This window comes from Variovorax davisae (genome assembly GCF_030316845.1).
Classification (GTDB): domain Bacteria; phylum Pseudomonadota; class Gammaproteobacteria; order Burkholderiales; family Burkholderiaceae_C; genus Variovorax; species Variovorax davisae.
Window position 1 is genome coordinate 41,034 of record NZ_JASZYS010000023.1, and the last position, 14,862, is coordinate 55,895.

Here is a 14,862-nt window from a genome sequence, read left to right on the forward strand (position 1 = left end):
GCGCTACTTCGTCACGTCGCGCAGCCAGGCCGAGCACTCGGCTGCGGCTTCGACCGGCCAGTCGACCTTGAGCAAGGTGTCGCCGCGCTGCAGTTCGATGCGGATGTGACGGCCGTCCGCCGCGCTGCCGTGGACCAGCCGCGACCACCAGCCACGGCCCGCTGCCGCGGGGGCCGTCGAAACGGCTGCGGGCGGCAGTGCAACGGACGCCGCGGCCGGCGCCGCGACGGCCGCGACGGGCTGTGCAGCCACCGCCACGCGGGCCGGCGCCGCAGCCGGTATCCCCGCCACCGGGGCCCTCGCGGGCGCGGCGGCCAGCGCAGGACCACCTTCCAGCCGCGCCACCAGGTTCTGGCCGAACTCTTCCCACATCCGGTCGGCCTTGGTCTTCATGACGCTGAGGCCGAAGGTGCCAAGCCGCCCGAGCACGTCGACCTTGACCTTCATGCGCAGCTCGGTGCGGCCGTCCGGCAGCTCGGCCAGGAAGAGCTCGCTCTGCTGCTTCAGCGAGCTGGCGACCGAGGCGTCCTCGCCGGTGCCTTCGCAGCGCAGGTAGTGCGGCGCCCGCTGCTCGACGATGGTCGTGCGCAGCTTGAACTTGGCGCTGATGAAAGAGATCTTGACGTGGATCTGGGCGATGTACTCGACCTCGCTGACCACCTCGATCGACTTCATGCCGGGCACGCAACTGCCCATCACGTTGGGGTCGAGCAGCATCTGCCAGACCTGGGCCGCGGGCGCGGCGACCGTCATCGTCTTTTCAATTTCCACGCATCTTCTCCGCAGCGTTGATGACGGATTCGACGATCTGCGTGTAGCCGGTGCAGCGGCACAGGTTGCCGCTGAGGCCATGGCGCACGTCGTCCACCGTCGGGTCAGGGTTCCGGGCCAGCAGCGCGCACGACGCCATCAGGAAACCGGGGGTGCAGTAGCCGCATTGCAGGCCGCCGCATTGCATGAAGCTCTGCTGCAGCGGATGCAGCGCATCGCCGTCGCCAAGGCCCTCGACCGTCGTGATGCGGCAGCCGTCGGCCTGCACCGCCAGCGACAGGCAGGACTTGACCACCTCGCCGTCGACGATCACCGAGCAGGCGCCGCAGGTGCCCGTCTCGCAGCCGCGCTTGGTGCCGGTCAGGTGCAGGTCGTCGCGCAGGAAATCCGACAGCATGCGCCGCGCCGGCACCTCCATCGTCTGCGCTTCGCCGTTGACGGTCACGGCGATCCGATGTTTGCTCATGGCGTGTCTCCATCGATGGCCAGGTCGAACAGCTGGGCGATGGTGCGCCGGGCCACCACCCGCACCATGTCGCGGCGGTAGTCCTCGCTGCCGCGCGAATCCGAGACCGCGAAGATGTCGGTGCTCGCGATCTCGGCCGCCTCGGCCGCCACCTCGGCGGTCACGGCCTTGCCGGCCAGGAAGGCCTCGGCGCGCGCGACGCGGGCCGGAATCGGGGTCGAGGCGCCGACCACCAGCCGGGCCTCGTGGCAGTGGGCGCCGCTGCGGCGCACCGCCAGCGCGACGTTGACCAGCGGCCGGTGCTCGGCCGCGGTGCGCCGAAAGCGCGTGTAACGGCCGGCGGCGTCGGCCGCGGGCGGCGGCACGCGGATGTCGAGCACCACCTCGTCGGGCTCGATGGCCGTGACGTAGTAGTCGACCAGGAATTCCTCCATGCCGAGCACGCGCTCGCCGCGCGAACTGGCCAGCGTGACCCGGGCGTCGAGCGCCATCAGGCAGCCGGGCGGATCGGTGGCCGGGTCGGCATAGCAGAGGTTGCCGCCGATCGTGCCCTGGTGGCGCACCTGCGGATTCGCCACCTGCGCCGCCATCGCGGCCAGCATCGGGTAGTGCCGCTGCACCAGCGGCGAGCGCGCCACGTCGCAGTGGCGCGACAGCGCGCCGATGCGCAGGCCCTCGCGCGCATCGAAGGAGATGCCACGCAGCGCGTCCAGCCGCGCGATCGAGACGATGTGGGTCGGCGTCAGCATGCGCTGGCGCATCGCCAGCATCAGGGCGCTGCCGCCGGCCATCACGCGGCAGTCGTCGCCCAGGTCGGCCAGCATGCGGCTGGCTTCGTCGATCGAGGTCGGCTGCAGGAAATCGAAATCACGCATCAGGCGCTCCTTGCTGCAGTTCGCGCAGGCCCGCCAGCACTTTCTCGGGCGTGATCGGCAGGTCGCGGATGCGCACGCCGATGGCGTCGTAGACCGCGTTGGCGATCGCCGGCGCGCCGGGCAGGATGGCGGTCTCGCTGGCGCCCTTGGCGCCGTAGGGGCCGTTCGGATCGTTCGACTCGACGATGCCGCCGCGCAGCATCGGCACCGCGTCGCTGGTGGCCATCGTGTAGTCGGCGAAGTTGCCGTTGGCCATGCGGCCGTCTTCCAGCTGCAGCTGCTCGTAGAGCGCCCAGCCGATCGCCTGCACGGTGGCGCCGTTGGTCTGGCCGTGGATCGCCATCGGGTTCAGCGCCTTGCCGCAGTCGTCCGAGACGAAGCTGTCGACCAGCGTCACTTGGCCGGTCTCCGTGTCGACCTCGACCTCGACCGCCTGGGCGGCGAAGGAATAGGCCGGCGCGATGTTGCCGTAGACCTGGTCGTCGTGCATCTGGGTGCGGGCGTCCCAGCTGCCGCTGACCTGCAGGCCCTCGCCGCCGTGGCGCCAGACGTGCAGGCGGGCCAGTTCGGCCAGCGTGCAACGCCGCTCCGGCGCGGCGGCCACGCGCACCACGCCGTCGACGCATTCGAGCGCTTCGACCGGCACCTCGAGGCGGGTCGCGGCCAGCGCCGTCAGCTTGTCGCGTGCCATGCGCGCGGCCACGATGGCCGCGTTGCCGCCGGCAATGGTCACGCGCGAGGCCAGCGAGCCGATCGCGATCGGAGACGTGTCGGTGTCGGGCGGCACCACGTGGGTGTGCGCCAGCGGAATATCGAGCTCATGGGCCACGACCTGGCTCAGCATGGTCATCGCGCCCTGCCCCATGTCGGCCTCGCCGCTGTGGATGAAGACCCGGCCGTCCTCGTTGACCTTGACCACCACCGTCGAGCCGTCCCAGTTGCCGATCGTGCGGTTGCCGCTGACGTGCATCGCGGCCGCCATGCCCACGCCGCGGCGGCGGGCGCCTGTGCCCTTCGGCGCGGCGCGCTTGGCTTGCCAGCCGATGGCGTCGATCGCCTGGTCGATGCATTCCTTGAGGCCCGTGCTGCCGATCTGCCAGCCGTGGATCGAGGTCTCGCCGGCGCCTATCGCATTGAGCTTGTGGATCGCGACCGGATCGAGGCCGAGTTGCTCGGCCATGGTGTGGATGTGGCTGTTGAGCGCGAACAGCATCTGCGAGCCGCCGAAGCCGCGAAAGGCGCCGTGCGGCGGCGTGTGGGTGTAGACCAAGGTGGCGTGCGAGCGCACGTTGGGATTGCGGTGCATGTTGTCGCTGCGCATCGCGCTCACGTGCATCACCTCGGCCGCGAGGCCGCTGTAGGCGCCGCAGTCGGCCACGATGCGCACCTCTTTCGCGACGATCAGGCCGGCGCGCGTCATGCCGAGCTTGAGCGTGATGCGCTCGGGCACGCTCGAGGCCGCGGCCAGGAAATCCTCGAGCCGGTTGTTGACCAGCCGGACCGGCCGGCCCGTCTTGAGCGCGAGCAGGCCGGCGATCAGGCTGTTGGCGTCTTCGACCAGCTTGCCGCCGAAGCCGCCACCGGTGGTCGCCTGGTGCACCCGGATGCGCGAGATCGGCATCTCCAGCGCCGCCGCCAGCCGCAGCCGCGCCTGCGTCACCGACTGCGTCGAGGTCCAGACCACCAGCCGGCCGTCGGGTTCGAGCGCCGCGACCGTGGCCATCGGTTCCAGGTAGCCGGGGTACTGCGCATGCGTGGTGTAGGTGGCCTCGTGCACCAGGTCCGCCGATGCGAAGCCGGCGTCGGCGTTGCCGCGCTCGAAGCGGATCTCGTGCGAGACGTTGTTGCGCCCCGGGTGGACGCCGGGAGCTTCCTCGTCGAGCGCTTCGTCGGGCGTCAGGATCGCGGGCAGTTCCTCGTACTCGACCTGGATGTGGTCGAGCGCATCGCGCGCGACCTCTTCGCTGACCGCGGCCACCGCGGCCACTTCCTCGCCGGCGAATCGGACCACGCCCTCGGCCAGGATGCGGCGCTCCTTGTGATGCACGCCCCACATCGCGCGCGGCGCGTCGGTGCCGGTCAGCACCGCCTTGACGCCCGGCAGCGCCAGGGCTGCCGCAGTGTCGATCGCGACGATGCGCGCATGGGGATAGGGGCTGCGCAGCACGGCGCCGTGCAGCATGCCGGCGACCTTGAGGTCGCCCGCGTACTGGGCGCGCCCCAGCACCTTGGCGCGCGCAGTGACCTGCGGCACGTCCTGCCCCAGGGTGGACTGGTTCTTTCCCGATGTCATGGCGCAGCTGCTAGTCGGCCGACACGCCCAGGTCGCGGATCACCTTGCCCATCACCTCGTAGTCGGAGGCGTTGGTCTTGCCCAGCAGCTCGGGCGCGCCGCCCACGGGCAGGGCGCCGAAGGTGGCGAGCTTCTCGACCACTTCGGGCGACTTCAGGATCTCGTTGAACTGGGTGTTGAGCAGCTTCACCACGTCGGCCGGGGTGCCCTTGGGGGCGAAGAAGCCGTTCCAGGCGCCGACCACCACGTCCTTGTAGCCGGCCTCGGCCACGGTCGGCACGTTGGGCGCCAGTTTCGAGCGCTGGGCGTCGCCGATCGCCAGCGGCACCAGCCGGCCCTGCTGGATGTATTGCGTGACCGGGCCGAAGGTGACCCAGGCGGTGTCGACATGGCCGGCGACCACGTCGGTCACCGAGGGGCCGACGCCGCGGTAGGGCACGTGGGTGATCTTGACCCCGGCCTCGCGGTTCAGCCACTCGCCGAGGATGTGCATCGGCGAGCCGGCGCCGGGGCTGGCGTAGCTCAGCGGCTTGCCGGCCTTCACGCTCTTGATCATGTCGGGCACCGACTTGACGCCGGCCGCCGGGTTGGCAACCAGCACCAGCGGCTGGACCGCCGTCTTGATGATCGGCTCGAAGCCATGCAGCACGTCGTAGCCCGCGCTCGGCGACAGCTTCATGACCAGCGGCGCGGTGGTGAACGGGTTCGGCGTGAACAGCAGCGTGTAGCCGTCCGCCGGCGCCCGGCCGACGAAGTTGTTGCCGAGCGCGCCGCCGGCGCCGGGCTTGTTGTCGATGACCACCGGCTGCTTCAGGCGCTGCGACAGCTTGTCGGCGAACAGCCGCGCGATGGCGTCGGTGTCGCCGCCCGGCGGGTAGGACACCACGACGGTGATCGGCTTGCTCGGGTAGGCAGCGGCGGTCTGGGCTTGCGCGGCTCCCAGCGTGGCGGTGAGCGCGCCTGCGATGGCGGCGGTGACGAAGAGTCGGCGGGCGGATTTCATCGAGGGGCTCCAGCAAGACATGGGGACGGCAGGGGGATCCATCTGTTTGTTTCACATATGGATCACTCTCCCATTAGAGAAACGCACCCTCGCATTTTTCTCTTTTTTGGTTGATGGATCAACTAGGCACAATAGCGTATTGACAAATCAACCACGATGCGCTGAACGGGTCTTTTCCGGCGTTCAATGAGACGATTCGCCCATTGCCCCTGCCGCGAGCGCGCGCGCCCGCCATGACCATGCACCCCACCGAAGAACAAGAAGCGCCCCTGCCACGACCGGCTGCCGAGGGCGGATGCAGGCCGGACGCGTCGCCCTGGGCCGGTCTGGAGGAAGGCGGCGCCAGCCTGGCGATCGACGATTTCCTGACCACCATGATGAGCCACGCCAGCAACGCGCTGCGCCGCGCCATCACCGTGCCCTACGCCGAGCAGGCCGGCCTGACGGTGTCGGAGTGGCGCATGCTGTCGGTGCTGGCCGAGGCGCGGCAGCTGCCTTTCATGGAGCTGGTGGCGCGCTCGGCGGCCGACAAGGCGCAGGTGAGCCGCACGCTGCGACTGCTCGAGAGCCGGGGATTGCTGTCGCTGCACGCCGAGCAGCTGGGCGCGCGCAAGTGGCAGACCTGCCGGATCAGCCCGCTCGGCCAGGCGCTCTACGAGCAGATCATTCCGCTGGCGCGCCAGCGGCAGGCGGCCGTGATCCGCCAGCTGAGCGCGGACGACCGGGTGGTGCTCTACCGCGCCCTCAAGACCCTGCGCCGCATCGGCGAGGCCGCCGCGGAAGGCCGCGACCCGAAGTGAGCGGTCAGGCCTGCCAGACGCCGTACCCGGCCGCGCGCAGCGCGATGCCGAGCTCGACTTCCATCTCGCGCGCCGCTTCATACGGCATCGGGTTGTACATCGCGTACAGCGCCGGCAGCAGGCGCAGGCCGTGGTCGCGCACGAAGCCGTTGGCCTGGATGCCGGCCTTGTGCTTGTCGAAGCGCACGTCCGGGTCCAGCCCGGTCATGCCGACATAGACGAAGGGCATGCCCAGCCGGTAGTCGGGATTGGCGCGCCGGAAACGCGCCACGTTCCAGACCCGGTCGTCGAGCTCGACCACATAGACGTGGTGGTGATGGCGGCTGCGCGCCTTGCGGGCCGGCTTCGCCGGACCCGGCGCGGGTTCAGGTCTTGCGCTTGACAAGTCCGTACAGGAACAACAGCACGATCGCCCCGACCACCGAGGCGATGAAGCCCGCGCCCTGGCCCGCCGTGTACCAGCCCATGGCCTGGCCGAGGTAGGTCGCGATCAGCGAGCCGGCGATGCCGATCAGGGTGGTGATGATGAAGCCGGCCGAGTCGTCGCCGGGTTTGATCGCGCGCGCCACCAGGCCCGCGACGAAGCCGATCAGAATGGTCCAGACGATGCTCATACGGGTCCTTGGAGTGGTGGAGGCGGGCGCCGCGGCCAGGGCCGGCGGCGCCCGAATCGATGATAGCGGGCCGCGGCCGACAGCGCCTGTCGTCCAGCGCCCGCGTCCAACCGGCGGCGCTGCTATATAACTTGCGAATGCTCGAAAAGCTCCCCGACCTGATCGGCCACGCCCTGCACGGCGTGCGCGCCGGCCTGGACGAAATCGCCTTCAACACCATCGGCCTGCGCGCCGGCATGGCCTCGATCCGGGTCACCAGCCTGGCCTTCGTCGACCATGCGCCGCTGCCGGAGCGCTACACGGCCGACGGCGCCGGCCGCTCGCCGCCGCTCGAATGGGTCGGCGTGCCGGGCGACGCGGCCGCGCTGGTGCTGGTGGTGGAAGACGCCGATTCGCCGACGCCGCATCCGCTGGTGCATGCCCTGGTGGTCGACCTGCCCCCCGCCGACGGCAGCCTGCACGAAGGCGCCCTGCCGAGCGTCGACCATGAGGGCGACGGCAGCCACGCCGGCCTGAACTCCTACCTCCAGGCGGCCTGGCTGCCGCCCGATCCGCCGCCCGGCCATGGTCTGCACCGCTACGCCTTCCAGGTCTTCGCGCTCGGCACGGCGCCGTCGTTCTCGCCCCATCCGGGGCGCGACGAGGTGTTCGACGCGCTGCGCGCGCATGCCATCGCCAGCGGCCTGCTGATCGGCACCTGCGAACGGCCCGACGGGTCGATCAAGCTGCCGGACTCCATGCCCGCGGGTCCGCTGGTCGCCGGCTGACCGGCCCCGTTCAGGGCAGCGGCTGCGTATAGGCCGTCGCCAGCGGCAGCCGCGAGACCTCGCCCAGCAGCGCCGCCAGCTGGGTGGCGCTGGCGGCGACCAGCGCCCGGCCCTTGTCGGCACTCGCGGCGGCGGCGTTGCCGGCCGCGCCCGCGGGGTTGTAGTCCTCCATCGCCCAGCCCAGCTTCGCGCTGCGGCCGTTGCCGAGGATCGGGTAGTCGGCGGCGCGCTGGCGCGAGGTCGAGCCGAAGTCGCGCGCCGCGCCCATGGCGACCTGGCCGGGTGCCAGCGCCAGCATCATCGAGGTCTCCATCTCGCCGGCATGGACGCCGAAGCGGTGCTCGTCGGCGCTGAACTGTGCCCCGGCGTCGCCCAGCGGCAGGTTGAACCAGCTGCTGCTGTAGACGATCAGCCCGTGGGCCGCCCGCAGCTCGCGCGCCACGATGTCCATGGCGCCCGAATGCCCGCCGTGGGCGTTGAAGAGCACCAGCTTGCGCAGCCCGGCCCGGGCGACGCCGGCGCCGATCTCGCTCCAGAGCTGGATCAAGGTGGTGGAGGACAGGGTCAGCGTGCCGGGGAAGCGCGCGTGCTCGGGGCTCAGGCCGATCTGCTGGGTCGGCAGGAACAGCACCGGCAGCTCGGCCGGCAGCAGCGGCAGCGTGGCGGCGACGATGCCGTCGACCAGCGCCGAATCGACGCCCAGCGGCAGGTGCGGGCCGTGCTGCTCGGTGGCGCCCAGCGGCAGCACCGCGACCGTCGCGGCGGGATCGAGGGCGGCGAAATCGCGCGTCGTGAGCTGGGACCAGAAGCGGCTGGCAGGGGCTGTCATGCGGCGATCTTAGGGCCAGTTTCCTGCGCCTGGAGCGCCGCGAACCTGAGCGCCAGGAAGTCCACCAGCGCCCGCACCCGTGCCGGCACGAAGCGGCCGCTCGGCAGCAGCGCATGCAGCGGATAGGGCTCGGTGTCCCAGTCGGGCAGCAGATGCACCAGGGCGCCCGAGGCGACGTCGCGCTGCAGGTCGAGCGCGGACTTCAGGGTGATGCCGTGCCCGGCCAGGGCCCATTCGCGCGCCAGCGAAGCATCGTCGACCACCCGGTCGCCGTCGACCCGGACCTCGGTCCAGTGGCCATGGCGGCCGAAGCGCCACAGCCGCTGGCGCCGGCCGCCGCGGTGGAAGGTGAGGCAGTTGTGCTGCAGCAGGTCTTGCGGCGTCTGCGGCGCCGGATGGCGGCGCAGGTAGTCGGGCGAGGCGCACAGCGCCGGCCGCGAGTCGGCGAGCCGCCGCGCCACCAGCCGCGAGTCGGCCAAGGGCCCGTAGCGCAAGGCGAGGTCGACCTCGTCGCGCATGACGTCGAGCGGGCGGTCGCCGACCGACAGCGCGAGTTGCAGGCCCGGGTGCAGCGCGAGGAAGTCGTCGAACCAGGGCAGCAAGGTGACCCGGGTCAGGTCCGACGGCGCCGCCAGCCGCACCGTGCCGACCAGCGCGCCGCGATCGGCCTGCACCAGCGATTCGCCCTCGGCCAGCAGCTCGAAGGCGCGCACCGCGTAGTCGAGCAGGGTCTGGCCTTGGGGCGTCAGCCGCATGGCCCGGGTCGAGCGCTCGAACAGGCGCGCGCCGAGCTGCGACTCGAGCCGCTTGAGCGTCGCGCTGGCCGCCGCCGGCGTGATGCCGAGCGCCGCGGCGGCCGCCGTGAGGGTGCCGCCGCGGGCCGTGTGGACCAGCACCTGCAGGTCGGCGATATTTTCAATTTTCATTTGAAAGTGAAGCTTTCCTTAGGCCTCTTATCAATTTCTGATTGCCACTCTACATTGCGCTTGTCGCAACGATCAAGGAAACCTCATGAAAGCCGTCGGCTACCGCCAGTCCCTCCCCATCGACAACCCCGCCGCGCTCGAGGACCTCGAGCTGCCGGCCCCGAGGCCGGGCGAGCGCGACCTGCTGGTGCGGGTGCGCGCGATCTCGGTCAATCCGGTCGACACCAAGGTGCGCCGCAATGCCGCCCCCGACGCCGGCCAGGCCAAGGTGCTGGGCTGGGACGCCGTCGGCACGGTCGAGGCGGTGGGCGGCGCCGTCACGCAGTTCAAGCCCGGCGACCGCGTCTACTACGCCGGCTCGATCGTGCGCCCCGGCGCCAACAGCGAACTGCACACGGTCGACGAGCGCATCACGGCGCTGGCGCCGCGCAGCCTCGACGACGCCCAGGCGGCGGCGCTGCCGCTGACCACCCTCACGGCCTATGAACTGCTGTTCGACCGCCTGGGCGTCCCGCAGGGCGGCGGCGCCGGCCAGACCCTGTTGATCGTCGGCGGCGCCGGCGGCGTCGGCTCGATCCTGATCCAGCTGGCGCGCCAGCTGACGCAGCTGCGCGTGATCGCCACCGCCTCGCGTCCCGAAACCCGCGCCTGGTGCCTCGAACTCGGCGCCCACGCCGTGATCGACCATTCGAAGCCGCTGGCCGGCGAACTGAAGGCGGCCGGCATCGGCGAGGTCGAGATGGTGGCCAGCCTGACGCAGACCGGCCAGCACTACGCGCAGATCATCGAAAGCCTGCAGCCGCAGGGCCGGATGGCGGTGATCGACGACCTGCCGGTGCTCGACGCCATGGCCCTCAAGACCAAGTGCATCTCGCTGCACTGGGAAATGATGTTCACCCGATCGCGCTTCGAGACCGCCGACATGGCGCGCCAGGGCGAACTGCTGGCCGAGGTGGCGCAGCTGGTCGATGCCGGCCGCATCCGCACCACGGCCAACGCCAGCTTCGGCACCATCAACGCCGCCAACCTGCGCCGGGCCCACGCGCTGATCGAGAGCGGGAAGGCGCAGGGGAAGGTGGTGCTGGCGGGTTTCTAGCTATTTCTTCCTGACCCGCCAGACTGCGTTGCCGACGTCGTCGGCCACCAGCAGCGCACCGCTGTTGTCGAAGGCCACGCCGACCGGGCGGCCCTGGGCCTTGTCGTCGGCGGTCAGGAAGCCGGTCAGGAAATCGACCGGCGGGCCGCTGGGCCGGCCGCCGATGAAGGGCACGAAGACCACCTTGTAGCCGGCCAGCGGCTGGCGGTTCCAGGAGCCGTGCTCGCCGATGAAGGCGCCGTTGGCGAACTCCGCCGGCATGGCCCCGGGGCGCGAGAAGGCGATGCCGAGCGGTGCCCGGTGCGAGCCGAGCGCGTAGTCGGGCGCCACCGCGGTGGCGACCCGGTCGGGCCGCTGCGGGTTCACGCGGGCGTCGACATAGGCGCCGTAGAAGCTCCACGGCCAGCCGTAGAAGGCACCGTCCTTGACCGAGGTCAGGTAATCGGGCACGAGGTCGCTGCCGAGCTCGTCGCGTTCGTTGACCACCGCCCACAGCACCTGGGTGTCGGGCTCCCAGGCGAGCGCCGTGGGGTTGCGCAGGCCGCTGGCGAACAGCCGCTTCTCGCCGCTCTTCAGGTCGACCTCCCAGACGGCGGCGCGCCCCTCCTCGGCCGCCATGCCGTTTTCGCCCACGTTGCTGTTGGAGCCGACCGTGACGTAGAGCTTGCTGCCCTCTCGGTTGGCGACCACGTGCTTGGTCCAGTGGTGATTGATGCCGGCGGGCAGGTCGGTCACCTTGACCGGCGCCGCGCTGATCTGGGTCTGCCCGTCTTCATACGGCACCTTGACCAGCGCGTCGGCATTGGCGATGAACAGTTCCTTGCCGACCAGGACCACGCCGAAGGGCGAGTTGAGGTTCTGCATGAACACCTGCTTCAGTTCGGCGACGCCATCGTGGTCGGCGTCGCGCAGCAAGGTGATGCGGTTGGCGCTCGGCACGCCGGCGCCGGCGCGCTTCATGAACAGGCCCGTGACCCACTGCTTGGTCCGCGCGACCGGCCCGCTGCCGCCGTCGTGGCTGCCTTCGGGCTTCGGCGGCTTGTTGCTCTCGACCACCAGCACGTCGCCGTTGGGCAGCGTGTAGACGGTGCGCGGATGGTCCAGGCCGCGGGCCAGCGCCGTCACCGCGAAGCCGTCGGGCGCGGTCGGGGCCGCGGTGTCGGTCCAGCCCACGACGGGCGCGACCTTGACGGTCGGCAGCAAGGCCTGGCGCGGAGCCGGCAGACTCGGCGTCGGTCCGGTCTCGGCTTCCGGCGCCAGCTTGGCGGCGTCGCCGCAGGCGGCCAGCAGGAGGGCCGCCGCGGCCGGGAGCAGCGAGCGGCGCACGAAGTGGGTTGGCATCATGGCGCCATCCTGCCCGCCGCGCATCGCCGCCGTTGTCGGCTGTGGGCGCTTTCGGGCGTGGTCCGGGTGCCCCGCGGCCGCGCCGCTACCATCGGGCCATGACCGAAGACCTGTTCCGCTGCGATGCCTACCTGCGCGACTGCGAGGCCCTCGTGGTCGCCGCCGACGAAGGCGGCATCGTGCTCGACCGCACCGTGTTCTATCCGCTGGGCGGCGGCCAGGCCGGCGACAGCGGCCGGCTGCTGCTGGCCGACGGCCGCCAGATCGCGATCGCCGACACCCGCAAGGCCAAAGATGCCGAAGGCAAGCCCACCGACCGCATCGTCCACGTCCCGGCCGCGGGCCAGGAGGCCCTGGTCGCCGCGCTGCAGCCCGGCGTGCGGGTCACGGCCGCGATCGACTGGGAGCGCCGTCACAAGCTGATGCGCTTCCACACCGCCACCCACCTGCTGTGCCACCTGGTGCCGCAGCCGGTCAACGGCTGCTCGATCACGCCCGACTACGCGCGGCTCGATTTCCACATGACCGACCCGCTCGACAAGGAAGCCCTGACGGCCGGCCTGGCGCGGCTGGTGGCGGCGGCCCATCCGCTGGTGGTCGGCGCCATCAGCGACGCCGAGCTGGACGCCAACCCGGCCCTGGTCAAGAGCATGAGCGTGCAGCCGCCGCGCGGCACCGGCACGGTCCGCACGATCCGCATCGGCAGCGACGACCAGGCCATCGATTTCCAGCCCTGCGGCGGCACCCACGTGGCGAACACCGGCGAGATCGGTGCCGTGGTGGTCACCAAGATCGAGAAGAAGAGCGCCAACAGCCGGCGCGTGGTGCTGGGATGGGGCGGATGAGCCGGAACTTCGCCACGCGGGCCCGCTCCGACTGACGGCATGTCCCTCCTTTCCCGATTCCGCCTCGCGGCCTTCCTCTGCGCCAGCCTCGCGGCCTGCCTGCCGGCCTGGGCCCAGCTGTCCGCCAGGACCGGCCCGGTGGTCACCACCCCGCACGTGCGGGCCGAACTCGTCGCCCACGCCCCCGACGGCGTGTCGCCCGGCGCGCCGCTCTGGGTCGGGCTGCAGATCGCGCACCAGCCCGGCTGGCACACCTACTGGAAGAACGCGGGCGACTCCGGCCTGCCGACCGAACTGGCATGGTCGCTGCCGGCGGGCATTTCCAGCGGCGACATCGCCTGGCCCGTGCCGCGCAAGATCCCGATCGGCAACCTGGCCAACTACGGCTACGAGAACACGGTGCTGCTGCCGGTGCCGCTGACCGTCGGCGCCGACTTCAGGCCGCCAGCGGCGCTCACCGGCGCGGCCGAGATGGAGGTGCGGCTCAAGGCCTCCTGGCTGGTGTGCAGCAAGGAATGCATTCCCGAAGACGGCGAGTTCCTGCTCAAGCTGCCGCTGCAGGGCTCGACGGCACTGCACAAGGCGGATTTCGACGCCGCGCTGGCCGCCCAGCCCGCCGCGCTGGCGCCGCCGGGCCGGATCACCATCGACGGCAACCAGCTGCAGGTGCGTCTCGACGGCCTGCCCGCCGCCGCCCAGGGCAAGTCCCTGGAGTTCTTCCCCGAAACCCCCGAGGTGATCCGCACCGGCGCCGTGCTGGGACAGGACTGGACCCAGGCCTGGCAGGGCGATGCCTGGACCGCCACGATCCCGCTGGCCGACCAGCGCAGCGCCAGCCCCAGCGTCATGCCGGTGGTGGTGGCCCTCGCCGAAGCCGATCGCCAGCCCGGCCAGCCGCCCGCCTGGCGCGCCGAGGCGCCGGTGGCCGGCAGCTGGCCGGCCGTCGCGGCGCCGGCCCAGGTGTCGCCGGCGCTGAAGGCCGCGCTCGAGGCCAATGCCGCGCCGCGGCCGGCAGCGCCCTCGGCCGGCTTCGCCGCCGCCCTGCTCGGCGCGCTGATCGGCGGCCTGCTGCTGAACCTGATGCCCTGCGTCTTTCCGGTGCTGGCGATCAAGGTGCTGGGTTTCACGCGCCATGCCGACGACCGCCGCGCCCACCGGCTGGCGGCCCTGGCCTACACCGGCGGCGTGGTCCTGTCCTTCCTGGCCCTGGGCGGCGCGATGCTGGCGCTGCGGGCCGCCGGCGCCCAGCTCGGCTGGGGCTTCCAGCTGCAGTCGCCCGCGGTGGTGGCGGCCCTGGCCGCGCTGTTCACGCTGATCGGGCTCAACCTGGCCGGCCTGTTCGAGTTCGGCCGCATGGCGCCGGCATCGCTCGGGGCGGTGCAGGCCCGCCATCCGGTGGCCAACGACTTCCTGTCGGGCGTGCTGGCAGTGGTGGTCGCATCGCCCTGCACCGCGCCCTTCATGGGCGCCTCGCTGGGTTTCGCGATCGCCCTGCCCGCCGGCCAGGCGCTGCTGATGTTCGCGGTGCTCGGCCTCGGCCTGGCGCTGCCCTACCTGGCGGCCGGCTTCGTGCCCGCCGTGGCCCGGCTGCTGCCCAGGCCGGGCGCGTGGATGAACACGCTGCGCCGCCTGCTCGCGTTCCCGATGTTCGCCACGGTCGCCTGGCTGGTCTGGGTGCTGGGGCAGCAGAGCGGCATCGATGGCGCCGGCGCCCTGCTGGGCCTGCTGGTGGGCCTGGCGGCCATCGCCTGGAGCCTGACCCTGCGCGGCCGCACCCGCCTGGTGCTGGCCAGCCTGACGGTCGCCCTCACGGCGGTGCTGGCCGGCGCCATCGGCGGCCATGTCGTGCGGCCGGTCGAACCGGCGGCGACGGCCGCGGCGGGCCAGCGCTGGCAGCCCTGGTCGGCCGAGCGCGCCAGCGCCCTGACGGCGGCCGGGCAGCCGGTGTTCATCGACTTCACGGCCGCCTGGTGCGTGACCTGCCAGTACAACAAGCGCAGCACGCTGGCCGACGCCGAGGTGCTGGCCGACTTCGATGCCCGCCGGGTGGCGCTGCTGCGCGCCGACTGGACCCGGCGCGATCCGGCCATCACCGAGGCGCTGACGGCCCTGGGCCGCAGCGGCGTGCCGGTCTACGTGTTGCAGGCCCCCGGCCAACCGCCCATGGTGCTGACCGAGATCCTGGGCAAGAATGAACTGCGCGAAGCACTGGCCCGGCTTTGACCCCGGGCTC

Annotated in this window: 15 protein-coding genes; 5 read left to right on the plus strand and 10 right to left on the minus strand. The window is 71.6% G+C overall.

What is annotated here, in order from left to right; genetic code table 11:
- Window positions 1–3: 3 nt before the first annotated feature.
- The 5 genes from QTI33_RS33425 to QTI33_RS33445 are packed head-to-tail and all read right to left on the minus strand — an operon-like array spanning window position 4 to window position 5,408.
- A complete protein-coding gene (locus QTI33_RS33425; RefSeq protein WP_286510901.1) occupies window positions 4–771 on the minus strand; it encodes an SRPBCC family protein in 768 nt (255 codons plus the stop codon).
- Window positions 761–1,237, minus strand: a complete 477-nt coding sequence (locus QTI33_RS33430) for a (2Fe-2S)-binding protein (protein WP_286510902.1) — start codon at window positions 1,235–1,237, stop codon at window positions 761–763. Before QTI33_RS33430 ends, QTI33_RS33425 begins: the two co-directional genes overlap by 11 nt.
- Complete coding sequence (locus tag QTI33_RS33435) at window positions 1,234–2,112, minus strand: FAD binding domain-containing protein (RefSeq protein ID WP_286510903.1); 879 nt, start codon at window positions 2,110–2,112, stop codon at window positions 1,234–1,236. The genes QTI33_RS33430 and QTI33_RS33435 overlap by 4 nt, the downstream gene beginning before the upstream one ends.
- The gene (locus QTI33_RS33440; protein ID WP_286510904.1) at window positions 2,105–4,405 is read right to left on the minus strand and encodes a xanthine dehydrogenase family protein molybdopterin-binding subunit; all 2,301 of its coding nucleotides are present in this window, start codon (window positions 4,403–4,405) and stop codon (window positions 2,105–2,107) included. Before QTI33_RS33440 ends, QTI33_RS33435 begins: the two co-directional genes overlap by 8 nt.
- Before the next feature lie 10 nt (window positions 4,406–4,415).
- Complete coding sequence (locus tag QTI33_RS33445; protein WP_286510905.1) at window positions 4,416–5,408, minus strand: Bug family tripartite tricarboxylate transporter substrate binding protein; 993 nt, start codon at window positions 5,406–5,408, stop codon at window positions 4,416–4,418.
- Between the two features lie 233 nt (window positions 5,409–5,641).
- On the opposite strand from QTI33_RS33445, the gene QTI33_RS33450 reads away from it, so the two are divergent.
- Window positions 5,642–6,208 (plus strand): MarR family winged helix-turn-helix transcriptional regulator, encoded by a 567-nt coding sequence (locus QTI33_RS33450; RefSeq protein ID WP_286510906.1) that lies wholly within the window; start codon window positions 5,642–5,644, stop codon window positions 6,206–6,208.
- Window positions 6,209–6,212: 4 nt separating this feature from the next.
- Here the strand turns inward: QTI33_RS33450 and QTI33_RS33455 are convergent, their stop codons facing one another.
- Together QTI33_RS33455 and QTI33_RS33460 are read right to left on the minus strand one after the other, a co-directional pair.
- A complete protein-coding gene (locus QTI33_RS33455; RefSeq protein ID WP_286510938.1) occupies window positions 6,213–6,509 on the minus strand; it encodes a hypothetical protein in 297 nt (98 codons plus the stop codon).
- A 64-nt stretch (window positions 6,510–6,573) separates the two neighbouring features.
- Entirely contained in the window at window positions 6,574–6,822 is a 249-nt protein-coding gene (locus tag QTI33_RS33460) for a GlsB/YeaQ/YmgE family stress response membrane protein (protein WP_286510907.1), read from the minus strand.
- Between the two features lie 137 nt (window positions 6,823–6,959).
- Between QTI33_RS33460 and QTI33_RS33465 the strand changes: the two genes are divergently transcribed.
- A complete protein-coding gene (locus QTI33_RS33465; protein WP_286510908.1) occupies window positions 6,960–7,589 on the plus strand; it encodes a YbhB/YbcL family Raf kinase inhibitor-like protein in 630 nt (209 codons plus the stop codon).
- A gap of 10 nt (window positions 7,590–7,599) precedes the next feature.
- Here QTI33_RS33465 and QTI33_RS33470 read toward each other — a convergent pair whose 3' ends face one another.
- A complete protein-coding gene (locus QTI33_RS33470; protein ID WP_286510909.1) occupies window positions 7,600–8,418 on the minus strand; it encodes a creatininase family protein in 819 nt (272 codons plus the stop codon).
- Window positions 8,415–9,344 carry a LysR family transcriptional regulator gene (locus QTI33_RS33475; protein ID WP_286510910.1) on the minus strand — a complete coding sequence of 310 codons (930 nt, stop codon included), beginning with the start codon at window positions 9,342–9,344 and terminating at the stop codon, window positions 8,415–8,417. The genes QTI33_RS33470 and QTI33_RS33475 overlap by 4 nt, the downstream gene beginning before the upstream one ends.
- Before the next feature lie 85 nt (window positions 9,345–9,429).
- On the opposite strand from QTI33_RS33475, the gene QTI33_RS33480 reads away from it, so the two are divergent.
- Window positions 9,430–10,440 (plus strand): zinc-binding alcohol dehydrogenase family protein, encoded by a 1,011-nt coding sequence (locus tag QTI33_RS33480; protein WP_286510911.1) that lies wholly within the window; start codon window positions 9,430–9,432, stop codon window positions 10,438–10,440.
- On the opposite strand, the gene QTI33_RS33485 is transcribed toward QTI33_RS33480, so the two are convergent.
- Window positions 10,441–11,781 (minus strand): PQQ-dependent sugar dehydrogenase, encoded by a 1,341-nt coding sequence (locus tag QTI33_RS33485; RefSeq protein ID WP_286510939.1) that lies wholly within the window; start codon window positions 11,779–11,781, stop codon window positions 10,441–10,443.
- Between the two features lie 101 nt (window positions 11,782–11,882).
- Between QTI33_RS33485 and QTI33_RS33490 the strand changes: the two genes are divergently transcribed.
- Together QTI33_RS33490 and QTI33_RS33495 are read left to right on the plus strand one after the other, a co-directional pair.
- Window positions 11,883–12,629: an alanyl-tRNA editing protein gene (locus QTI33_RS33490; protein ID WP_286510912.1), complete on the plus strand. Its 747-nt coding sequence runs from the start codon at window positions 11,883–11,885 to the stop codon at window positions 12,627–12,629.
- A gap of 39 nt (window positions 12,630–12,668) precedes the next feature.
- On the plus strand, window positions 12,669–14,852 hold the full coding sequence (locus QTI33_RS33495) for a protein-disulfide reductase DsbD family protein (RefSeq protein ID WP_286510913.1): 2,184 nt from the start codon (window positions 12,669–12,671) through the stop codon (window positions 14,850–14,852).
- Window positions 14,853–14,862: the final 10 nt, after the last annotated feature.

Coding starts and splice junctions, on each gene's coding strand:
- QTI33_RS33445 (WP_286510905.1), bottom strand. CDS start 5,408: ATGAAATCCGCCCGCCGACTCTTCGTCACCGCCGCCATCGCAGGCGCG.
- QTI33_RS33440 (WP_286510904.1), bottom strand. CDS start 4,405: ATGACATCGGGAAAGAACCAGTCCACCCTGGGGCAGGACGTGCCGCAG.
- QTI33_RS33460 (WP_286510907.1), bottom strand. CDS start 6,822: ATGAGCATCGTCTGGACCATTCTGATCGGCTTCGTCGCGGGCCTGGTG.
- QTI33_RS33495 (WP_286510913.1), top strand. CDS start 12,669: ATGTCCCTCCTTTCCCGATTCCGCCTCGCGGCCTTCCTCTGCGCCAGC.
- QTI33_RS33480 (WP_286510911.1), top strand. CDS start 9,430: ATGAAAGCCGTCGGCTACCGCCAGTCCCTCCCCATCGACAACCCCGCC.
- QTI33_RS33435 (WP_286510903.1), bottom strand. CDS start 2,112: ATGCGTGATTTCGATTTCCTGCAGCCGACCTCGATCGACGAAGCCAGC.
- QTI33_RS33450 (WP_286510906.1), top strand. CDS start 5,642: ATGACCATGCACCCCACCGAAGAACAAGAAGCGCCCCTGCCACGACCG.
- QTI33_RS33430 (WP_286510902.1), bottom strand. CDS start 1,237: ATGAGCAAACATCGGATCGCCGTGACCGTCAACGGCGAAGCGCAGACG.
- QTI33_RS33470 (WP_286510909.1), bottom strand. CDS start 8,418: ATGACAGCCCCTGCCAGCCGCTTCTGGTCCCAGCTCACGACGCGCGAT.
- QTI33_RS33465 (WP_286510908.1), top strand. CDS start 6,960: ATGCTCGAAAAGCTCCCCGACCTGATCGGCCACGCCCTGCACGGCGTG.
- QTI33_RS33485 (WP_286510939.1), bottom strand. CDS start 11,781: ATGCCAACCCACTTCGTGCGCCGCTCGCTGCTCCCGGCCGCGGCGGCC.
- QTI33_RS33490 (WP_286510912.1), top strand. CDS start 11,883: ATGACCGAAGACCTGTTCCGCTGCGATGCCTACCTGCGCGACTGCGAG.
- QTI33_RS33475 (WP_286510910.1), bottom strand. CDS start 9,344: ATGAAAATTGAAAATATCGCCGACCTGCAGGTGCTGGTCCACACGGCC.